This is a genomic window from Acinetobacter sp. AOR14_HL (assembly GCF_027855175.1).
Taxonomy (GTDB): Bacteria; Pseudomonadota; Gammaproteobacteria; order Pseudomonadales; family Moraxellaceae; genus Acinetobacter; species Acinetobacter calcoaceticus.
Genome location: NZ_JAKTII010000009.1, coordinates 43,037 through 58,767, shown reverse-complemented (window position 1 = coordinate 58,767; position 15,731 = coordinate 43,037). Strand labels below are relative to the sequence as shown.

The 15,731-nt window shown below is 41.3% G+C and carries 16 protein-coding genes; 10 read left to right on the top strand and 6 right to left on the bottom strand.

Annotated features, from left to right (window positions below):
* Positions 1-48: 48 nt before the first annotated feature.
* Positions 49-1,533 carry a YifB family Mg chelatase-like AAA ATPase gene (locus tag MKL38_RS09995; protein ID WP_270903176.1) on the bottom strand — a complete coding sequence of 495 codons (1,485 nt, stop codon included), beginning with the start codon at positions 1,531-1,533 and terminating at the stop codon, positions 49-51.
* A 65-nt stretch (positions 1,534-1,598) separates the two neighbouring features.
* Positions 1,599-1,826 (bottom strand): accessory factor UbiK family protein, encoded by a 228-nt coding sequence (locus MKL38_RS09990; RefSeq protein ID WP_003654412.1) that lies wholly within the window; start codon positions 1,824-1,826, stop codon positions 1,599-1,601.
* Positions 1,827-2,104: 278 nt separating this feature from the next.
* Here MKL38_RS09990 and glnK point away from each other — a divergent pair, with 278 nt between their 5' ends.
* The 6 genes from glnK (at position 2,105) to MKL38_RS09960 (ending at position 7,607) form a co-directional block, all read left to right on the top strand.
* Entirely contained in the window at positions 2,105-2,443 is a 339-nt protein-coding gene (glnK, locus tag MKL38_RS09985; RefSeq protein WP_000780326.1) for a P-II family nitrogen regulator, read from the top strand.
* Between the two features lie 56 nt (positions 2,444-2,499).
* The gene (locus tag MKL38_RS09980) at positions 2,500-3,894 is read left to right on the top strand and encodes an ammonium transporter (RefSeq protein ID WP_231762089.1); all 1,395 of its coding nucleotides are present in this window, start codon (positions 2,500-2,502) and stop codon (positions 3,892-3,894) included.
* 161 nt (positions 3,895-4,055) lie between these two features.
* Positions 4,056-4,514 carry a transcriptional regulator NrdR gene (nrdR, locus tag MKL38_RS09975; protein WP_003654416.1) on the top strand — a complete coding sequence of 153 codons (459 nt, stop codon included), beginning with the start codon at positions 4,056-4,058 and terminating at the stop codon, positions 4,512-4,514.
* Positions 4,515-4,529: 15 nt separating this feature from the next.
* Positions 4,530-5,615 carry a bifunctional diaminohydroxyphosphoribosylaminopyrimidine deaminase/5-amino-6-(5-phosphoribosylamino)uracil reductase RibD gene (ribD, locus tag MKL38_RS09970; RefSeq protein WP_017387767.1) on the top strand — a complete coding sequence of 362 codons (1,086 nt, stop codon included), beginning with the start codon at positions 4,530-4,532 and terminating at the stop codon, positions 5,613-5,615.
* Positions 5,612-6,904 carry a DNA adenine methylase gene (locus MKL38_RS09965; protein ID WP_003654420.1) on the top strand — a complete coding sequence of 431 codons (1,293 nt, stop codon included), beginning with the start codon at positions 5,612-5,614 and terminating at the stop codon, positions 6,902-6,904. The genes ribD and MKL38_RS09965 overlap by 4 nt, the downstream gene beginning before the upstream one ends.
* Before the next feature lie 43 nt (positions 6,905-6,947).
* Entirely contained in the window at positions 6,948-7,607 is a 660-nt protein-coding gene (locus MKL38_RS09960) for a riboflavin synthase (RefSeq protein ID WP_005037345.1), read from the top strand.
* Between the two features lie 59 nt (positions 7,608-7,666).
* Here the strand turns inward: MKL38_RS09960 and MKL38_RS09955 are convergent, their stop codons facing one another.
* The 4 genes from MKL38_RS09955 to MKL38_RS09940 form a co-directional block, all read right to left on the bottom strand.
* Positions 7,667-7,885, bottom strand: a complete 219-nt coding sequence (locus tag MKL38_RS09955; protein WP_005301614.1) for a hypothetical protein — start codon at positions 7,883-7,885, stop codon at positions 7,667-7,669.
* Between the two features lie 130 nt (positions 7,886-8,015).
* On the bottom strand, positions 8,016-8,654 hold the full coding sequence (blhA, locus tag MKL38_RS09950) for a cell division protein BlhA (protein ID WP_017391145.1): 639 nt from the start codon (positions 8,652-8,654) through the stop codon (positions 8,016-8,018).
* A 37-nt stretch (positions 8,655-8,691) separates the two neighbouring features.
* Positions 8,692-9,099 (bottom strand): DNA polymerase III subunit chi, encoded by a 408-nt coding sequence (locus MKL38_RS09945; RefSeq protein ID WP_270903175.1) that lies wholly within the window; start codon positions 9,097-9,099, stop codon positions 8,692-8,694.
* Positions 9,092-10,540, bottom strand: a complete 1,449-nt coding sequence (locus tag MKL38_RS09940) for a leucyl aminopeptidase (protein WP_270903174.1) — start codon at positions 10,538-10,540, stop codon at positions 9,092-9,094. The genes MKL38_RS09945 and MKL38_RS09940 overlap by 8 nt, the downstream gene beginning before the upstream one ends.
* A gap of 143 nt (positions 10,541-10,683) precedes the next feature.
* Between MKL38_RS09940 and lptF the strand changes: the two genes are divergently transcribed.
* The 4 genes from lptF to MKL38_RS09920 all read left to right on the top strand — a co-directional run bounded on the left by lptF (position 10,684) and on the right by MKL38_RS09920 (position 15,728).
* On the top strand, positions 10,684-11,784 hold the full coding sequence (gene lptF / locus MKL38_RS09935; RefSeq protein ID WP_270903173.1) for an LPS export ABC transporter permease LptF: 1,101 nt from the start codon (positions 10,684-10,686) through the stop codon (positions 11,782-11,784).
* Entirely contained in the window at positions 11,784-12,854 is a 1,071-nt protein-coding gene (gene lptG / locus MKL38_RS09930; protein ID WP_270903172.1) for an LPS export ABC transporter permease LptG, read from the top strand. The genes lptF and lptG overlap by 1 nt, the downstream gene beginning before the upstream one ends.
* Positions 12,855-12,980: 126 nt before the next feature.
* Positions 12,981-14,528, top strand: a complete 1,548-nt coding sequence (gpmI, locus tag MKL38_RS09925) for a 2,3-bisphosphoglycerate-independent phosphoglycerate mutase (RefSeq protein WP_270903171.1) — start codon at positions 12,981-12,983, stop codon at positions 14,526-14,528.
* A gap of 15 nt (positions 14,529-14,543) precedes the next feature.
* Positions 14,544-15,728: a S41 family peptidase gene (locus MKL38_RS09920; RefSeq protein ID WP_270903170.1), complete on the top strand. Its 1,185-nt coding sequence runs from the start codon at positions 14,544-14,546 to the stop codon at positions 15,726-15,728.
* The last annotated feature ends 3 nt before the right edge of the window (positions 15,729-15,731 follow it).

Below are 15,731 nucleotides of genomic sequence, written 5' to 3'. Positions count from 1 at the left end.
ATAAATATTAAAAAACAGCGGACTCACGATCCGCTGTTTTTTCATTTGTTAACTATTTCCTCGATAGGATAATGCTTCTGTAAGGTGAGAACTTTGAATCACTTCACTTTGAGCTAAATCGGCAATAGTACGAGCAACCCGTAAAACACGATGATAAGCGCGGGCCGATAAATTTAAACGTTGTTGAGCCATTTCAATCATTCGTTGAGAAGTACTATCAAGTACAGCATGTTGTTCTAGCTGTTTCGGCGAAAGCGCCTGGTTTAAACAATTTTGTCTTTGAATCTGTTGTTCATAGGCATAAATCACACGTTGTCGAACACTACTCGAATCTTCAACAGGCGTTGGATCTTGTAGCTCTTGGGCCTTTAACGGTGGTACATCAATATGTAAATCGATACGGTCAAGTAATGGCCCCGATATACGATTTTGGTAGCGCTTAATACTCTCAGGTGAACACTGACAACGGCTATCTTGATTAAATGCATAACCACATGGACATGGGTTCATCGCCGCAATCAGTTGGAAGTTAGCGGGGTAAGTAATTTGCCGAGCTGCTCGTGAAATAATGATTTCTTTTGACTCAAGCGGCTGGCGTAAGACTTCGAGTACTTTTCTATCAAACTCGGGGAGCTCATCTAAAAAAAGTACTCCTAAATGCGATAATGTAATTTCGCCCGGTTTAGGGTGAGAACCGCCCCCAACGAGTGCAATCGCTGATGCTGTATGATGGGGCGCTCGAAATGGTCGCTGACCAAAAGTATGTGATGTATTTGAAATAGAATAAATGCTAGCAACTTCAAGCGTTTCTTGATTAGTCAGAGGCGGTAAAATTGAAGGAAGCCTTGAGGCGAGTAAAGTTTTACCTGTGCCAGGTGGTCCTTTAAAAAGTAAGGAGTGCCCCCCAGCAGCAGCAATTTCGAGTGCACGGCGTGGGCGTAGCTGACCTTTTACATCTGCAAGGTCAAATTTATAAGGCATTTGGTTTGAAGTGGCCGTAGGCTCAACCGAAGGTAGAGACTTTGTGCCCAGAAAATGTTCACAGACTTCTTTTAAGTGGCTCACTGGATAACATTTAAAGTCAGGTAAGTAACTAATATCCTGACTATTATCAAGTGGTAAAAGCATTTTATGTTTGGCTTGTTGACAAGCCATTGCCAAAGTTAAAGTACCTGACACTGGCCTTACATGACCATCAAGTGCTAACTCTCCAATAAATTCAAAATCTTCGGCACAGTTTTCTGGGAGCTGACCAGAGGCAATTAAAATACCTAAAGCAATTGGTAAATCCAGACGTGAACCATCTTTGGGCAAATCTGCTGGTGCAAGATTAATGGTCAGTCGTTTAGTCGGAAATTGAAATCCACTGTTAATAATCGCTGAGCGAACTCGGTCTTTACTTTCTCTTACTGCCGCTTCGGCTAGGCCTACAATGGTAAGAGAAGGTAAGCCTTGACTCACATGTACCTCTACTTCAATGAGAGGTGCATGTAAACCCAAAAGTCCCCGTGTATAAATTTTAGAAAAAGACATCTTGTTGTTCCATTATGGTGCTTCATTTTTAATCGTTGTAAAGTATAAGTGCGCTACATTGGTGCTTATTTTTTATTCTTTAAAGTTTCTTCTAACAGTTCCACTTGTTTTTGTAGCTCTGCTAAACGTTGGTTGGCTGATTGCAGTGCGGTCTTTTGGCGGTCAATTTCTTGTCTGGAAACAAGATCTAACTTTTCGACTGCTTCATTTAATAATGCACGTAAATTTTTTTCCAAATCTTTTTTAGGCTCATCAATTTGTTCCAGAATGGCCTGTAATAAAGTTTCTAGCATGAAATATCCAAAGTGTTGTATTACCTTATGGTTTACAGTTTACCACTGCTTGAAGGTGGGATATAGGTTTCAATTCTTTTAGTACAAATAGAACATTAAATCAGCATGTAAACATACTGAAAATTCATTTTATTTTTAATAGCTCATCTACATCTTGATCACTAAATAGGTTATAAAGAAAGTTCATGCAATAGATTCATTTCCCTCAACCTTTGAAATATTGGCATGAAAATTGAACATAAAACCTTACTGGTGAAAAGAAGCCGAAGGAAACAAACATGAAGCTTGTAACTGCAATTGTAAAACCGTTTAAATTGGATGATGTGCGTGAAGCGCTCTCTGACATTGGTGTACAAGGGATTACCGTAACTGAAGTTAAAGGTTTTGGTCGTCAAAAAGGACATACAGAACTCTACCGTGGCGCGGAGTATGTGGTTGATTTCTTACCTAAAGTAAAAATCGAAATTGCGATTAGTGATGAAATGGTCGACGCGGTAATTGAATCAATTACACGTGTAGCAAGCACAGGAAAAATTGGCGATGGTAAGATTTTTGTGACTAACCTGGAACAAGTTATCCGTATCCGTACGGGTGAAACTGGACCAGATGCTGTCTAATTGGCACAAAGCTTGCTGAGTAGAAAATAACTCGCAAATGAGGTTGGGGGACACGAATGAAAAAAATGCTTATGGCGCTGAGTCTATCAGGCGCTCTTTTGGGTGGTACTGCCGTTTGGGCAGAAGAAGCTGTAACAACGCCTACATCGGAAGTTGCGGCTACATCAACATCTCAAGCTACTGCAACCACTGCAGAAGCACCAGTTGCTGAAACTCCGGCAGCTCCAGCACCGACACCTACTCTTGATACGGGTGATACCTCTTGGATTTTAGTTTCAACAGCTTTGGTACTGTTGATGACCATTCCTGGGTTGGCATTATTCTACGGCGGTATGGTCCGTAAAAAAAATGTACTCAGTACTATGATGTTCAGCCTTTCTGCTGCGATTTTAGTCAGTTTGCTGTGGGTGATTGCAGGATATTCAATCGCGTTCTCTGGCACAGGTGCATTTTTTGGTGATTTGTCTAAAGCAATGCTAAACGGAGTCGCGTTTGACGCATTGAGTGGGACAATTCCTGAAAGTCTCTTTGTTATTTTCCAAATGACCTTTGCCATTATTACAGTTGCAATTCTAAGTGGTTCTATTGCGGACCGCATGAAGTATTCAGCTTTCATGGTGTTTATTGCAGTTTGGGTACTCGTAGTCTATGCACCAATTACCCACTGGGTTTGGGCGGCAGATGGTTGGTTATTTAAAGCAGGCGCATTAGATTTTGCTGGTGGTACAGTTGTACATATCAACTCAGGTGTTGCAGGTTTAGTTGCGGCTTACATGCTTGGAAAACGTATTGGTTTGGGCCGTGAATCTATGGCTCCGCATAACTTGACTCTAACTGTAGTCGGTGCAAGCTTACTTTGGGTAGGTTGGTTTGGCTTTAACGGTGGTAGTGCTTTAGGTGCTGGCGCTCGTGCAAGCATGGCAATTTTAGTGACTCAAGTTGCTGCCGCTGCTGCTGCATTCTCTTGGTTGGTTGTTGAACGTATGATCCGTGGCAAAGCATCTGTATTAGGTGGTGCTTCTGGTGCGGTAGCTGGTTTGGTTGTGATTACGCCAGCAGCAGGTTTTGTCGGTGTAGGCGGCGCTTTAGTCATGGGCCTTATCGGTGGTGTAGTGTGCTTCTGGGGTATTACTGCACTTAAACGCTTACTTAAAGCTGATGATGCTTTGGATGCGTTTGGTTTACATGCTGTAGGTGGTATTGTCGGTGCGATTTTAACTGGCGTATTTTACAGTGATGAAATCATCAAAGCAGCCAACGTTACCTTAGCTCCAACCTTTGCTGGTCAATTATGGGTACAAGTTGAAGGCGTATTGGCAACCATGATTTACAGTGGTGTAGCGACTTTTGTAATTCTTAAAGTGATTGATCTTGTGATTGGTATCCGTGTTAACGCTGATGATGAACGCATGGGTCTGGATTTAAGCCAACATGGCGAACGTATTGAATAATTCGTAATATATCTGCTGTCTTAAAAGAACAGTCTTGCGCTGTGATCAAAGCGATGCTTTGATCTTGCTCAGGACTGTTTTTTTGTCTCATAGAATGCTGGTTCTGTAAGTGTAGAAATTTTGCTACACTAGGTCAAAGTAATCGACCCTATAAATCCGCTATGCATTGTCCATTTTGCAACGCCGCAGATAGTAAAGTCATCGATTCACGTTTAGCCGCCGAAGGCTGTCAGATTCGTCGACGTCGTGAGTGTGTAAGTTGCGGTGAACGTTTTACCACTTTTGAAAGCTATGAAGTGGTGATGCCCCGTGTGATCAAATCGAATGGAAAGAATGAACCTTTCGATGAGGCCAAGCTACGCCGTTCGTTAATGCATGCATTGCAAAAACGTCCGGTCACCCAAGAACAGATAGAAACTGTTTTAAGTGATATCCAATTGCAGATTCGCCGTTTAGGTGAGCGTGACGTGAAGTCTAGAACAATTGGTGAAGTCGTCATGCAATCTCTATTTGCACTCGACCATGTCGCTTATGTTCGATTTGCTTCTGTTTATCAAGATTTTCAGGATGTTGAAGCTTTTCGCCGACAAATTGAGCAAATGCAGCAACGTGAACAATAATTATTTGAGATTTTTATGTCTGAGTTGAAAAAAGATCAATATTGGATGCAACAAGCTATTGAACTTGCCAAACGAGGTCTATATTCGACTAAGCCTAATCCAAATGTTGGTTGTGTCATTGTCAAAGATGATCAGTTAATCGGTGAGGGCTTTCATCCTAAAGCAGGTCAACCACACGCAGAGGTTTTTGCCTTACGTCAGGCAGCTGAGCAGGCTCAAGGTGCAACAGCGTATGTGACGCTTGAGCCATGTGCACATTATGGGAGAACTCCTCCTTGTGCCGAAGCATTGGTTAAGGCACAGGTTAAAAAGGTGGTTGTGGCATGTCCTGATCCAAACCCACTCGTTGCGGGTAAGGGTGTTCAGATTTTGAAAAATGCCGGAATTGAAGTAGAAGTTGGCATTTGTGAAGATTTGGCAGAGAAATTAAACCAAGGTTTTTTAAAGGCGATGTCTACGGGCATGCCCTATGTACGCTTAAAAGTAGCTTCAAGCTTAGATGGACGTACTGCAATGGCATCGGGTGAATCGAAATGGATTACTGGTGCAGTTGCGCGTCAGGATGTACAACATTGGCGTGCCATTTCAGGAGCAGTGATTACAGGGATCGATACTGTGATTGCAGATGACTGTCAGCTTAATGTACGAACTCTGGGCAGTGTTGATATTGAGACAATTGCACAGCCAAAACGGATTATTTTAGACCGCCAAGGTCGTTTGCCGCTTGCTGCTAAAATTTTAGAAAACCCTGAAACTGTGATGGTGATGGGGCCATATCGTCAAGAACTTGCTGATTTAGGCGTGATACAATTAGAAATTCAGCCTTTAAAAGTGCTGTTACAGACCCTATCTAAGCAATATCAAATTTATGATGTATTGGTAGAAGCCGGTGCAACATTATCTACTGCCTTTTTACAAGAAGGTTTGGTAGATGAGTTGATCAGTTATATTGCCCCGACATTATTGGGGAAAAGTGCAAGAGCCATGTTCAATGCAGAGTTTGAATATATGGCACAACAACTTCGTTTTACACTTCTTGATGTGACACAACTTGATCAAGATATACGCTTAAGGTTAATCCCTACGCAAGAGAAAGTATGAATCCAGAGCCTTCGGTTTATCACAAACGTCGTCATGCAGCCCGTACGACAGACGAATATCTTTTCCATCAGCTTGTTCCTTACTTGGGTAATAAGCGCCGATTGCTCCATCTAATTTTAGAAGCCCTTGAAATTACAGGGACACTGAATAGCAAGAAAAAGAATCCTCCGATTTTTGCCGATTTCTTTGCCGGCAGTGGCGTAGTATCTCGTTTGGCGCGTCAAAATGGTTACCGAGTGATTGCGAATGACTGGGAACCTTATAGCCATGCGTTAAATCATGCGATTTTAGCTTGCATCGATGCACCTGCTTTTAAAGAGCTAGGCGGGTATCAGAAGGCAATCGATTATTTAAATCGCTTACCTGAAGTTAAAGGTTGGGTAACGCATAATCTTTGCCCACGTAATGATGATATTTATGATCCAGCTCGTGACCGTTTGTTCTTTAAACGCCGTAATGGTATGCGTATTGATGCGATTCGCCAGCAGATTGCAACATGGCAATCTCAAGGTGCAATTAATGATGTAGAGATGAGTGCATTGCTCGCGCCTTTGCTCTATTCAGCAAGTTTTGTTAGTAACACCAGTGGCGTATTTAAAAGCTTCCACCAAGGGTGGGGCGGACGTACACAAACTGCATTAGAGCGAATTGAGTCATTACTTTGGTTAACACCAAGTCGTTTTTGCGAGATTGGTGACCGTAAACGTCCTGCTGCTGAAATGTGGTGTGTAGATTCACAGCATCTAGCAAATCAAATGAGTGGTTTTGAAGTGGATGTTGCCTATCTCGATCCACCGTATAACCAGCATGCATATAGTAGTAATTACCATGTTTTAAATGCATTAACTTTATGGGATCAGGTCGATTTACCTTCACCAGATACCAAAGGTTATAAGAGCGGAATTGATAGAGCTTGGCGTAAAGAGCGTCCAAGCCCATATAACTCTTCTAAATATGCGAAAGATGCGTATGAAAAACTACTTTCAACCATCAATGCCCGCTATATTCTGACCAGTTATTCAACTGATGGTAATATCGAGCCGAAAGATTTGCTTATGGCCAATCTGGAGCGGGGCAAAGTGACCTTGTTAACACAAGATGTTCCACGCTATCGAGTGAGTAAACAACGACAGTCTGAACGTGCACGCGTGCTTGAATTTATTGTGATTACTGATACTCATGCCAAGTCAGGACCACCATTACGTCAGTTATTAGGCCAGCTTTACCACTTCGCCGAGCTAGGTGGTGTAGATACCTCAGGTAATAGCACACAGCTCGCACTTTGGTAAGCGCTGCAATTTAAGCAGTGTAAAAAGATTTGGAGATTGAGCCATGTTTACAGGCATTATTGAAAGTTTAGGAAAAGTTGAAAGCCTGCAAAGCGTAGGTGGTGATGTGCGTTTACGTATTCAGACTGATCTGGATATGTCAGATGTACATTTGGGTGACTCAATTGCGACCAATGGAATTTGTCTCACCGTGATTGAATGGGGCGATAATTGGTATGCAGCTGATGTTTCTCGTGAGAGTTTAAACCGAACGACTTTGGGTCACTGGAAAGTTGGGCAACGTGTCAATGTTGAAAAGGCAATGTTACCAACAACACGCTTTGGTGGACACATTGTAAGTGGTCACGTTGATGGCGTAGGTGAAATTACAGTAGTGCGTGAAGATGCTCGTTCAATCTATTATGAAGTGACGGCACCCGCAGAACTTGCTAAATATTTAGCAGAAAAAGGTTCTGTGACCGTAGATGGTATTAGTTTAACGATTAACCACTTACGTGGAAATATTTTAAGCTTGAACTTAATTCCGCATACAGCAGAGCGTACTAACATTGGAACATGGCAAGTAGGCAGTAAGGTAAACCTTGAGGTCGATGTTTTGGCGCGTTATATCGAGCGTTTATTACTAGGTGATAAGGCTGCTGAACAAAAAACAGAGTCAAATATTAGTATGGCTTTTTTAGCTGAGAATGGTTTTTTAAAATAAAAAGCTAAATCGTTAAAATAAAAAACCGGACACTTGTTCCGGTTTTTTATTTTGAAAATTTATTGCTTGGTTAGCGTAACCGAGTTTGTGCCGACCCATGGCTTGTTATGCTGAGTACGTGTAATTGAAAATTCGCCTTTTTCTGACTCTCGTGTGAGTAAGATAGATAAAGAGTTAAAGTCGTTATGACTCATATAAAGTTCTTGTGCTGAAAATGTCCATTGTTCACCCTGATTAAGCTGCTCAAGTTGCATTGAAATCTGATGCGGAATGTCCATTTTTACCCTCATTAATTTTCATAAATAACTATGCGATATTCTAATAATTATTTGAACTAAAAGAATATTGTGCATGACCATTCTGTGACAATTAAATGTCATTTTTATGACAAAGAGGGTCTTAAAAACTTTACTTTTCTATTTTTTCATCAGAAAACTTAGAATTCTTTAAAATGTATTCAATTTCTTCTTGAGCTGCCGAATTTAGCTTGGCTCGGAAAGCCGTTACAGACTGTTCAATTAAGCTCTCAGCTTCAAGTTCTAAACGAATACGTAAACTTTCAAGCTCAGATAAGATTTGATCATCGGTAATACTAAGTTTTACGCCAGCAGAGTAATTGACTGCTGGTGTTTCAGGGTTTTTCTGATAACGCGCAGTTTGCTCTGCAACCTCTTGTTCTAAATGACTACGTAATATGTGTAATGTTTCAGTCTGTTCATTAAACTTGCGAATTTCGTCTGCTTGCAACTCCGCAGCATAAGCAGCTTCTGATGCACGTTTGTCAGCAAGTGCTTTTTCTAAAGCAAGTTGACGACGAATACGTGCCTGCTCAATGAGCTCTGCTTTGAGGTCTGCGTAGGCTTGTTCAATTTTTTGCTGTGATTCTAACTGAGCTTTTTCGTCATTTAAAACCCAAAGCTGAATAGGGGTTTGGGGTTCGAGTAGATCGCAAATACGTGCCAAATCCTGTTGATAGGTATGACGGACAGCTTCAGGCGCATTTAACCATCTTTTTTTAAAATCTTGCCCGACATTTAATGCCACCATGTTTCTCCTTGATCAACAGTATTTACATTTTAGCGCGTTATAATTTAAAGGTCCGCGGTTCTATACCCAAACGGCGATACATTTTAAATTTTTCTCGACCAATTTGCTTGGCTGTTTCATTATTTTCAACAATTTCTATAATGTGGCTAAAATGATCAACTTGTTCAAGTGCATGATTGTTAAAATTAAATACTAACAGGCCTTGTTCAAGTGGTTGTTTAGCCGAAATACATACAGCAGCATCAGTCTGGTCAACTCCATGCGCAATGAAACTGACAGGGTCGAAATCCCATAATCTTTCATCAAGCATCTGTTGTAGCTGCACATCTGGACAATACCACCAGATTTTAGGATGCTTCTGTAATATTTTTCGACATAAACGGCAAGCACTATCGACTTGCCGTTCTTCGCTGGTTTCAAATAGATAAAAACTAACTTTAGCCATTCGTACTTACACGATTCGCTAGAAATTGCATGAGTAATGGTACTGGACGACCAGTTGCACCTTTAGCTGGACCAGATAACCATGCTGTTCCTGCTACATCTAAATGAGCCCAACGATATTCACGTGTAAAGCGCTCAAGGAAACATGCAGCTGTAATCGCGCCGCCGTATGGACCACCGATGTTCGCAATATCTGCAAATGGTGAATCAAGCAACTCTTGATAATCGTCAATGACTGGCATACGCCATACACGGTCAAATGATTGTTCGCCCGCTTGTTGGAGTTCAGCTGCTAAAGCATCATCTGGTGAGAACAAACCACTGAGTACTTTACCTAAAGCGACTACACAGGCACCTGTTAAAGTCGCAATATCAACCACTACTGCTGGATTGAAGCGTTTGATATAGGTCAATGTGTCACACAGTACTAAACGGCCTTCAGCATCTGTATTTAAAATTTCAACAGTTTGCCCGCTCATGGTGGTCACAATGTCACCCGGACGAGTTGCTTTGCCAGAAGGCATATTTTCTGCTGCTGCAATTGCACCAACTACATGAATAGGAAGTTTTGCTTCGCATAATGCACGAATGGTACCTAGTACAGAGGCTGCACCACACATATCGAATTTCATTTCATCCATGCCCAGGCCTGGTTTTAAAGAAATACCACCCGTATCAAAAGTTACACCTTTACCAACGAGAACAACCGGAGCTTGATCAATCTGTGCTTGATATTCGAGAGTTACAATACGGCCCGGACGATCAGATCCTTTGCTGACTGCAAGAAAAGCATACATGCCTAAATCAGCCATTTGTTGCTCATTTAAAACAGTGACTTTAAGTAAGTCTGGGAATTCTGCCGCTAAAGCTAGAGCTTGTTCTGCCAAATATTCTGGGAAACAAATATTACCTGGGCGGTTGCCAAGATCACGTGCATAAGACTGACCAGACTGTACTGCATGTACTAAAGCCAGTTGTTTTTCATCTAGGCTAGTCGTTGAACTAATTAAATCAACCTGTTGTAACACAAATTCATTTTTTTTCGATTTAAACTCATCATAACCATAAGCTGCTTGAGTTAAGCTTAAAGCAAATAAATAATGGTGCTCGACAGGTAACGCAGCAATATCAATTGCGATATGCTTAAATTTATTTTGTGTCGATTTGATAATCGTTTGGGCAAGTTTAGCGAGTTTGACTGTCTGAAGTTCAGCTGTTTTTCCTAAGCCAAGTAATTGGCTGTGAGGCTGATTTGAAATCTGACCAAATAAAGGCAGAGTTTCATTGAAGTTGCCTTTAAATTGGGTAGCGCTAAGAACGCTTTCTAGGTTATTGATTTGATATGTGTTGACGTTGCTTTGTAGCTGTTCTGAATCAACTAAAACCCACAAAGATTCATTAGATGTCTGTTCGGGAAAAGTTGTATAAGTTGTAAATTTCATGGCTGTCGTGATTGCCTATAGAAAGTTATGATGAATTAAAACATTGAAACACTTTCAAGCATAGCGTTGCAATGTGCGGTTTTATATTTTTAACATTCGGGTAAACTAGCAGTCGTCCCGATTAGCCTTTTGGAAGTATTACTTTGATTATTCGGCGTTATCTCGTCAAGCAAGTTGTCTCTACCTCATTGGTGGTCATTTCTTTATTGACCTTAATCATGATGGGTGGTCGTCTGATCAAATACTTTGGTGTGGCGGCGCAGGGGCGTTTAGATGCCAGCATCTTGTTTAGCATCATTGGATATCGTTTACCTGAATTTCTAACACTCATTTTACCACTGGGTTTTTTCATTGGTTTAATGCTGGTGTTTGGTCGCTTATATGTTGACCATGAAATGGCTGTATTGAATGGTAGTGGTGTGAGTCGCCATCAATTAGCACGATTACTCATTCCAATGACGCTTGTTTATATGGTTTGTCAGTCTGTGCTTATGCTCTGGATGACGCCGTGGGGACTGCGTGAGTTTGAAAAGCTGACAACTACCCAAGCGGTTCGGACAGGCTTCGATTTGGTTCGGCCAAGAGAGTTTATTTCTTCTGGACCCTATACGATTTATGCGGGTTCTTTGTCAGAAGACCGAAAAAATTTAAAGGATATTTTCTTTTATCAACGCGCTGCCAAAGAAGATAAGCCAGATGTCATGATTTTGGCAAAAGAAGCGACTCGTGTAGAGGTTGCAAATGATACAGCCAATGTAGTTGATCTGGTGCAAGGCCGCCGTTATGAAATATTCCCGGGACAACCAAAATATACGCAAGCAGAGTTCCAGTCTTATCGTCTACGTTTAGAAAATGACAAAGATGTTAAGTTTGAGAGTGGCGATGTAGAAGCCTTATCAACGACTAAACTCTTTTCAAAAACAAATGATCCAGTCATAAGAAGCGAGTTGGGATGGCGTTTGTTTGGACCATTCACCATTATTATTGCTTTAATGCTTTCTGTGGCATTGTCTGAGGTGAGTCCAAGACAAGGTCGTTATTACCGTCTTATTCCGGCGATTTTTATTTTTTCCAGTCTGATCGTATTAATGATTGCAATCAAGACTCGTATTAGTAAAGAAGAACTTGATATTTGGGCTTATCCTGCCGTGTTGGTTGTTTATGGCGTTGCAGCCGCCTTATTCTCACGTAAGCAGAAGTTAGGGCCAAAAATCAAGAAACAGATCAAGCGAGTGAAATTATAATGTTAGCACGTCGAATAGTCGCCAAATATGTGACGAAAACCACTGCGCTTGCAATGTTTGGCACCACAGTTGTTTTGTCGATTTTACAGGTCTTATTTACGTACCTTGGCGAGTTGGGTGAGCTCAAACCCGACTATAACGCATGGCAAGCTCTCATCTATGTGTTGTGGGGAGCGCCTCGTTATCTATATGAAATTTTGCCTATTTCTGCCTTGATTGGTGCTGTAATTGGTTTAGGTTCACTAGCGACCAGCAGTGAACTTATTGTTATGCGCTCCGCCGGTATTAGCTTATGGCGTATTGTTGGTTGGGTGATGCGCTCAGCTTTACTGCTTATTATTTTGTCGTTTGCCTTAAGTGAGTGGGTTATCCCTTATACGAATGAAAAAGCACAAAGTGTTAAAAGCCACCGCTCTGTAGCTGCTTTAGGCGAAGTCAAAGGTTATTGGTCACGTGAAGGGCAGAGATTTATCTATATTGACTATGCTAACTCTCAGGGCAATTTAAAAGATATTCAAGTGGTCGACTTTGACCAGAACTATTACTTGCAATCATTGATTAATGCTCAGCAAGGACAGTTCGTAAAAGATGGTCAATGGGCGTTGAAGAAAGCAGAACAAATGGATATTTTGGCGACAGGCAATGCCATCAAAACTGACCATGACGAACAATCGCTTTCTTTAGCATTACAGCCTAAATATGTGCACATGGTGACTTTAGATCCTGAAGATTTATCTCCAAGCCAGCTCATTAGTTTCATGCGCTATATGGATGAATACAGTCAGGTACCAAAGACTTACCAATTGGCTTTCTGGCAAAAAGTTGCCTCGCCATTTTCGTTGATCGCTTTGGTTCTAGTGGCGTGTTCATTTATTTTTGGACCATTACGTCAACAATCGATGGGTTTCCGTTTGGTAATCGCATTGTTTATTGGCTTGAGTTTCTATTATTTGCAGGATTTCTTGGGCTATGCCAGCTTGGTTTACTCCCCATCTCCAGCTTGGTTTGTACTTGTACCTATATTATTAATGTTTGGTGCCGGAAGTTATTTGCTTTACCGCGCTCGCTAGTAATAATTGATATTTATGGTTTTCATCAATCGTAGATATTGGTGAAAGCCATAGGAAAAAATAGAGTCTTGACCGAAAATTCGGTAAGATATTGTGACGAAATTGTAGACAAAAGAGAAATAGATTATGACGGATGCAACTGCTGGCAAGATCCCTCACGTTCTGGTCATTATGGATGGTGTTGGTCACCGTGAAGCGATTGAAGATAATGCTTTTCTTGCAGCAAAAACACCGAATTTGGCGGCAATGACAGCAAAGCATCCAAATAGTCTAATTTCTGGTTCTGGTGAAGATGTTGGTTTACCTGATGGACAAATGGGTAACTCTGAAGTTGGCCATATGAATCTTGGTGCTGGTCGTGTTTTGTATCAAGACTTTACCCGTATTACTAAAGATATTCGTACTGGCGACTTTTTTAAACATGAAGTGTTGATCGACGCGGTTGAAAAGGCCAAAGCTGCTAATGGTGCTGTCCATATTATGGGATTGCTCTCAGACGGTGGCGTCCATTCACATGAAGACCATATTGTGGCGATGTGTGAGCTTGCATTAAAACGTGGTGCAAAAGTTTATTTACACGCTTTTCTTGATGGCCGTGACACACCTCCACGTAGTGCTCAGCCATCTTTAGAAAAATTAGATGCATTATTTGCTCAATATCCAGGTCAAGGCCGTATCGCGACTATGATTGGCCGCTACTTTGCAATGGACCGCGATAACCGTTGGGATCGTGTTGAGCAAGCTTATCGCTTGTTGACCGAAGGCGAGGCACTTCGTACTGCGCAAACAGCAGCGGAAGGGTTAGAGTTAGCTTATGCAGCCAATGAAAACGATGAGTTTGTAAAAGCGACTCGTATTGGTGATGTTGCTAAAGTACAAGACGGCGATAGCGTTGTATTTATGAATTTCCGTGCTGACCGAGCTCGTGAAATTACTCGTGCATTTGTAGAAAAAGACTTTGCAGGTTTTGAGCGTAAAGTTGTACCAAACCTTTCTAAATTTGTCATGCTAACCCGTTATCAAGCTAGCATTGATGCGCCAGTTGCATACATGCCAGAAGCATTAAAAAATTCATTGGGTGAATATTTATCTTCTCTTGGAAAAACTCAGTTACGTATTGCCGAAACTGAAAAATATGCTCATGTCACGTTCTTCTTTAGTGGCGGGCGTGAAGATGAATATCCAGGCGAAAAGCGTATTTTGATTCCATCTCCAAACGTTGCAACGTATGACCTTAAGCCTGAAATGAGTGCTTATGAAGTAACTGATGAATTGGTTAAAGCCATTAATTCTGGTGAATACGATTTATTGGTTGTGAACTATGCCAATGGTGATATGGTAGGTCATACAGGTATTTTTGATGCTGCTGTTAAAGCAGTTGAAGCAGTCGACCTCTGCCTAGGACGTGTCTATGAAGCGGTAATGGCAAAGAAAGGCCATATGTTGATTACTGCTGACCATGGTAACGTGGAACAAATGCAAGACTACGAAAGCGGTCAAGTTCACACTCAACATACAACGGAACTTGTACCGTTTATCTATGTTGGCCCAACACAAGCAACAATTGCAGAAGGTGGTGTGCTTGCCGATGTAGCACCTACGATTCTCAATTTAATGCAGATTCCTGTTCCTGCTGAAATGCAAGGGCGTAATCTGATTACATTATCTGCATAAGCCAAAGGTGATTGGATGCTGCAACACATTAAATATAAAAAACTTATTGTAAGTATGTTGCTGTGTTGCAGCCAATTTGCTTTTGCGGCGCCAGTTGTAAAAGAGAAATTGTCACCTCTGCATTCGGATTCGGAAGAACCGGAACATAGTTATGCAGAGGTACCGATCGAGTCGATTCAACAGTTTGTTCAAATCTATGGAATCGTTCGAGATAATTACGTTGACGTGAAGTCCGACGATGCCTTATTTCAACAAGCCATTAAAGGGCTGGTGAGTGGACTAGATCGTTATTCGCGTTATTTGTCGGCAGAAGAATATCGTCAACTCATTCAATATACCGAAGGTGACCTCGCCTCGGTTGATTTTGCTTTAAGCCCTGAAGTGCATGTCCATAAATGGATGATTCGTGATCTTAAAACTGGCTCAGACTCATACAAATTAGGTTTGAGAAATGGTCAAGCGATTCTCAAGATTGATAATCAAGACTTAAAAAATTTAAACCAAGATCAGGTGCTTGGGCTGCTTTATGGCTCTATCGGAAGTACGCTTCAAGTACAAGCAGAAGATTTAAATGGAAACCTCAACTTAGTTCGTAATAAAAAAATAGAAACCGATATAGAACCTGTAATGCTGCATAATCAGGTTTTGGTGCTAAAAATTAGAGTATTCCAGCAAGACACGGCAAATGAAATTAAACGGTTAATTGAAGAAAATAGTTCACCACGTTTAAAAGCGGTTTTAATCGATTTACGAAACAATCCAGGTGGGTTGTTATCGGCAGCAGTCGAGTCGGCAGATTTATTTCTAAATAGTGGGATTATCGTCTCAACTAAAAGCCGTTCGGAAGGTAATCAGCAATTTCAGGCTCTGCCTGGCAATGAATTTCAGAATATAAAATTAGGTATATTAATTAATCATCGTTCTGCATCGGCAGCCGAAGTTTTTACTGCGGCCATGAAAGAACACCAGCGTGCTTGGGTAATCGGTGAAAAAAGTTATGGGAAAGGCGTAGTGCAGAAACTGTTTCCTTTGCCAAGTGGTGCGGCACTACAAATGACAGTTTCACACTATTACACGCCAAATGGCAATATGATTGAAGGGCAAGGTATTCAGCCTAATCAGACCTATCCTTTGCCCCCAGAAATGAAAGAAGAGGTATATTTAGATCGTGTTGCAGACTTATTTCTAAAGAAAAAATAGTCT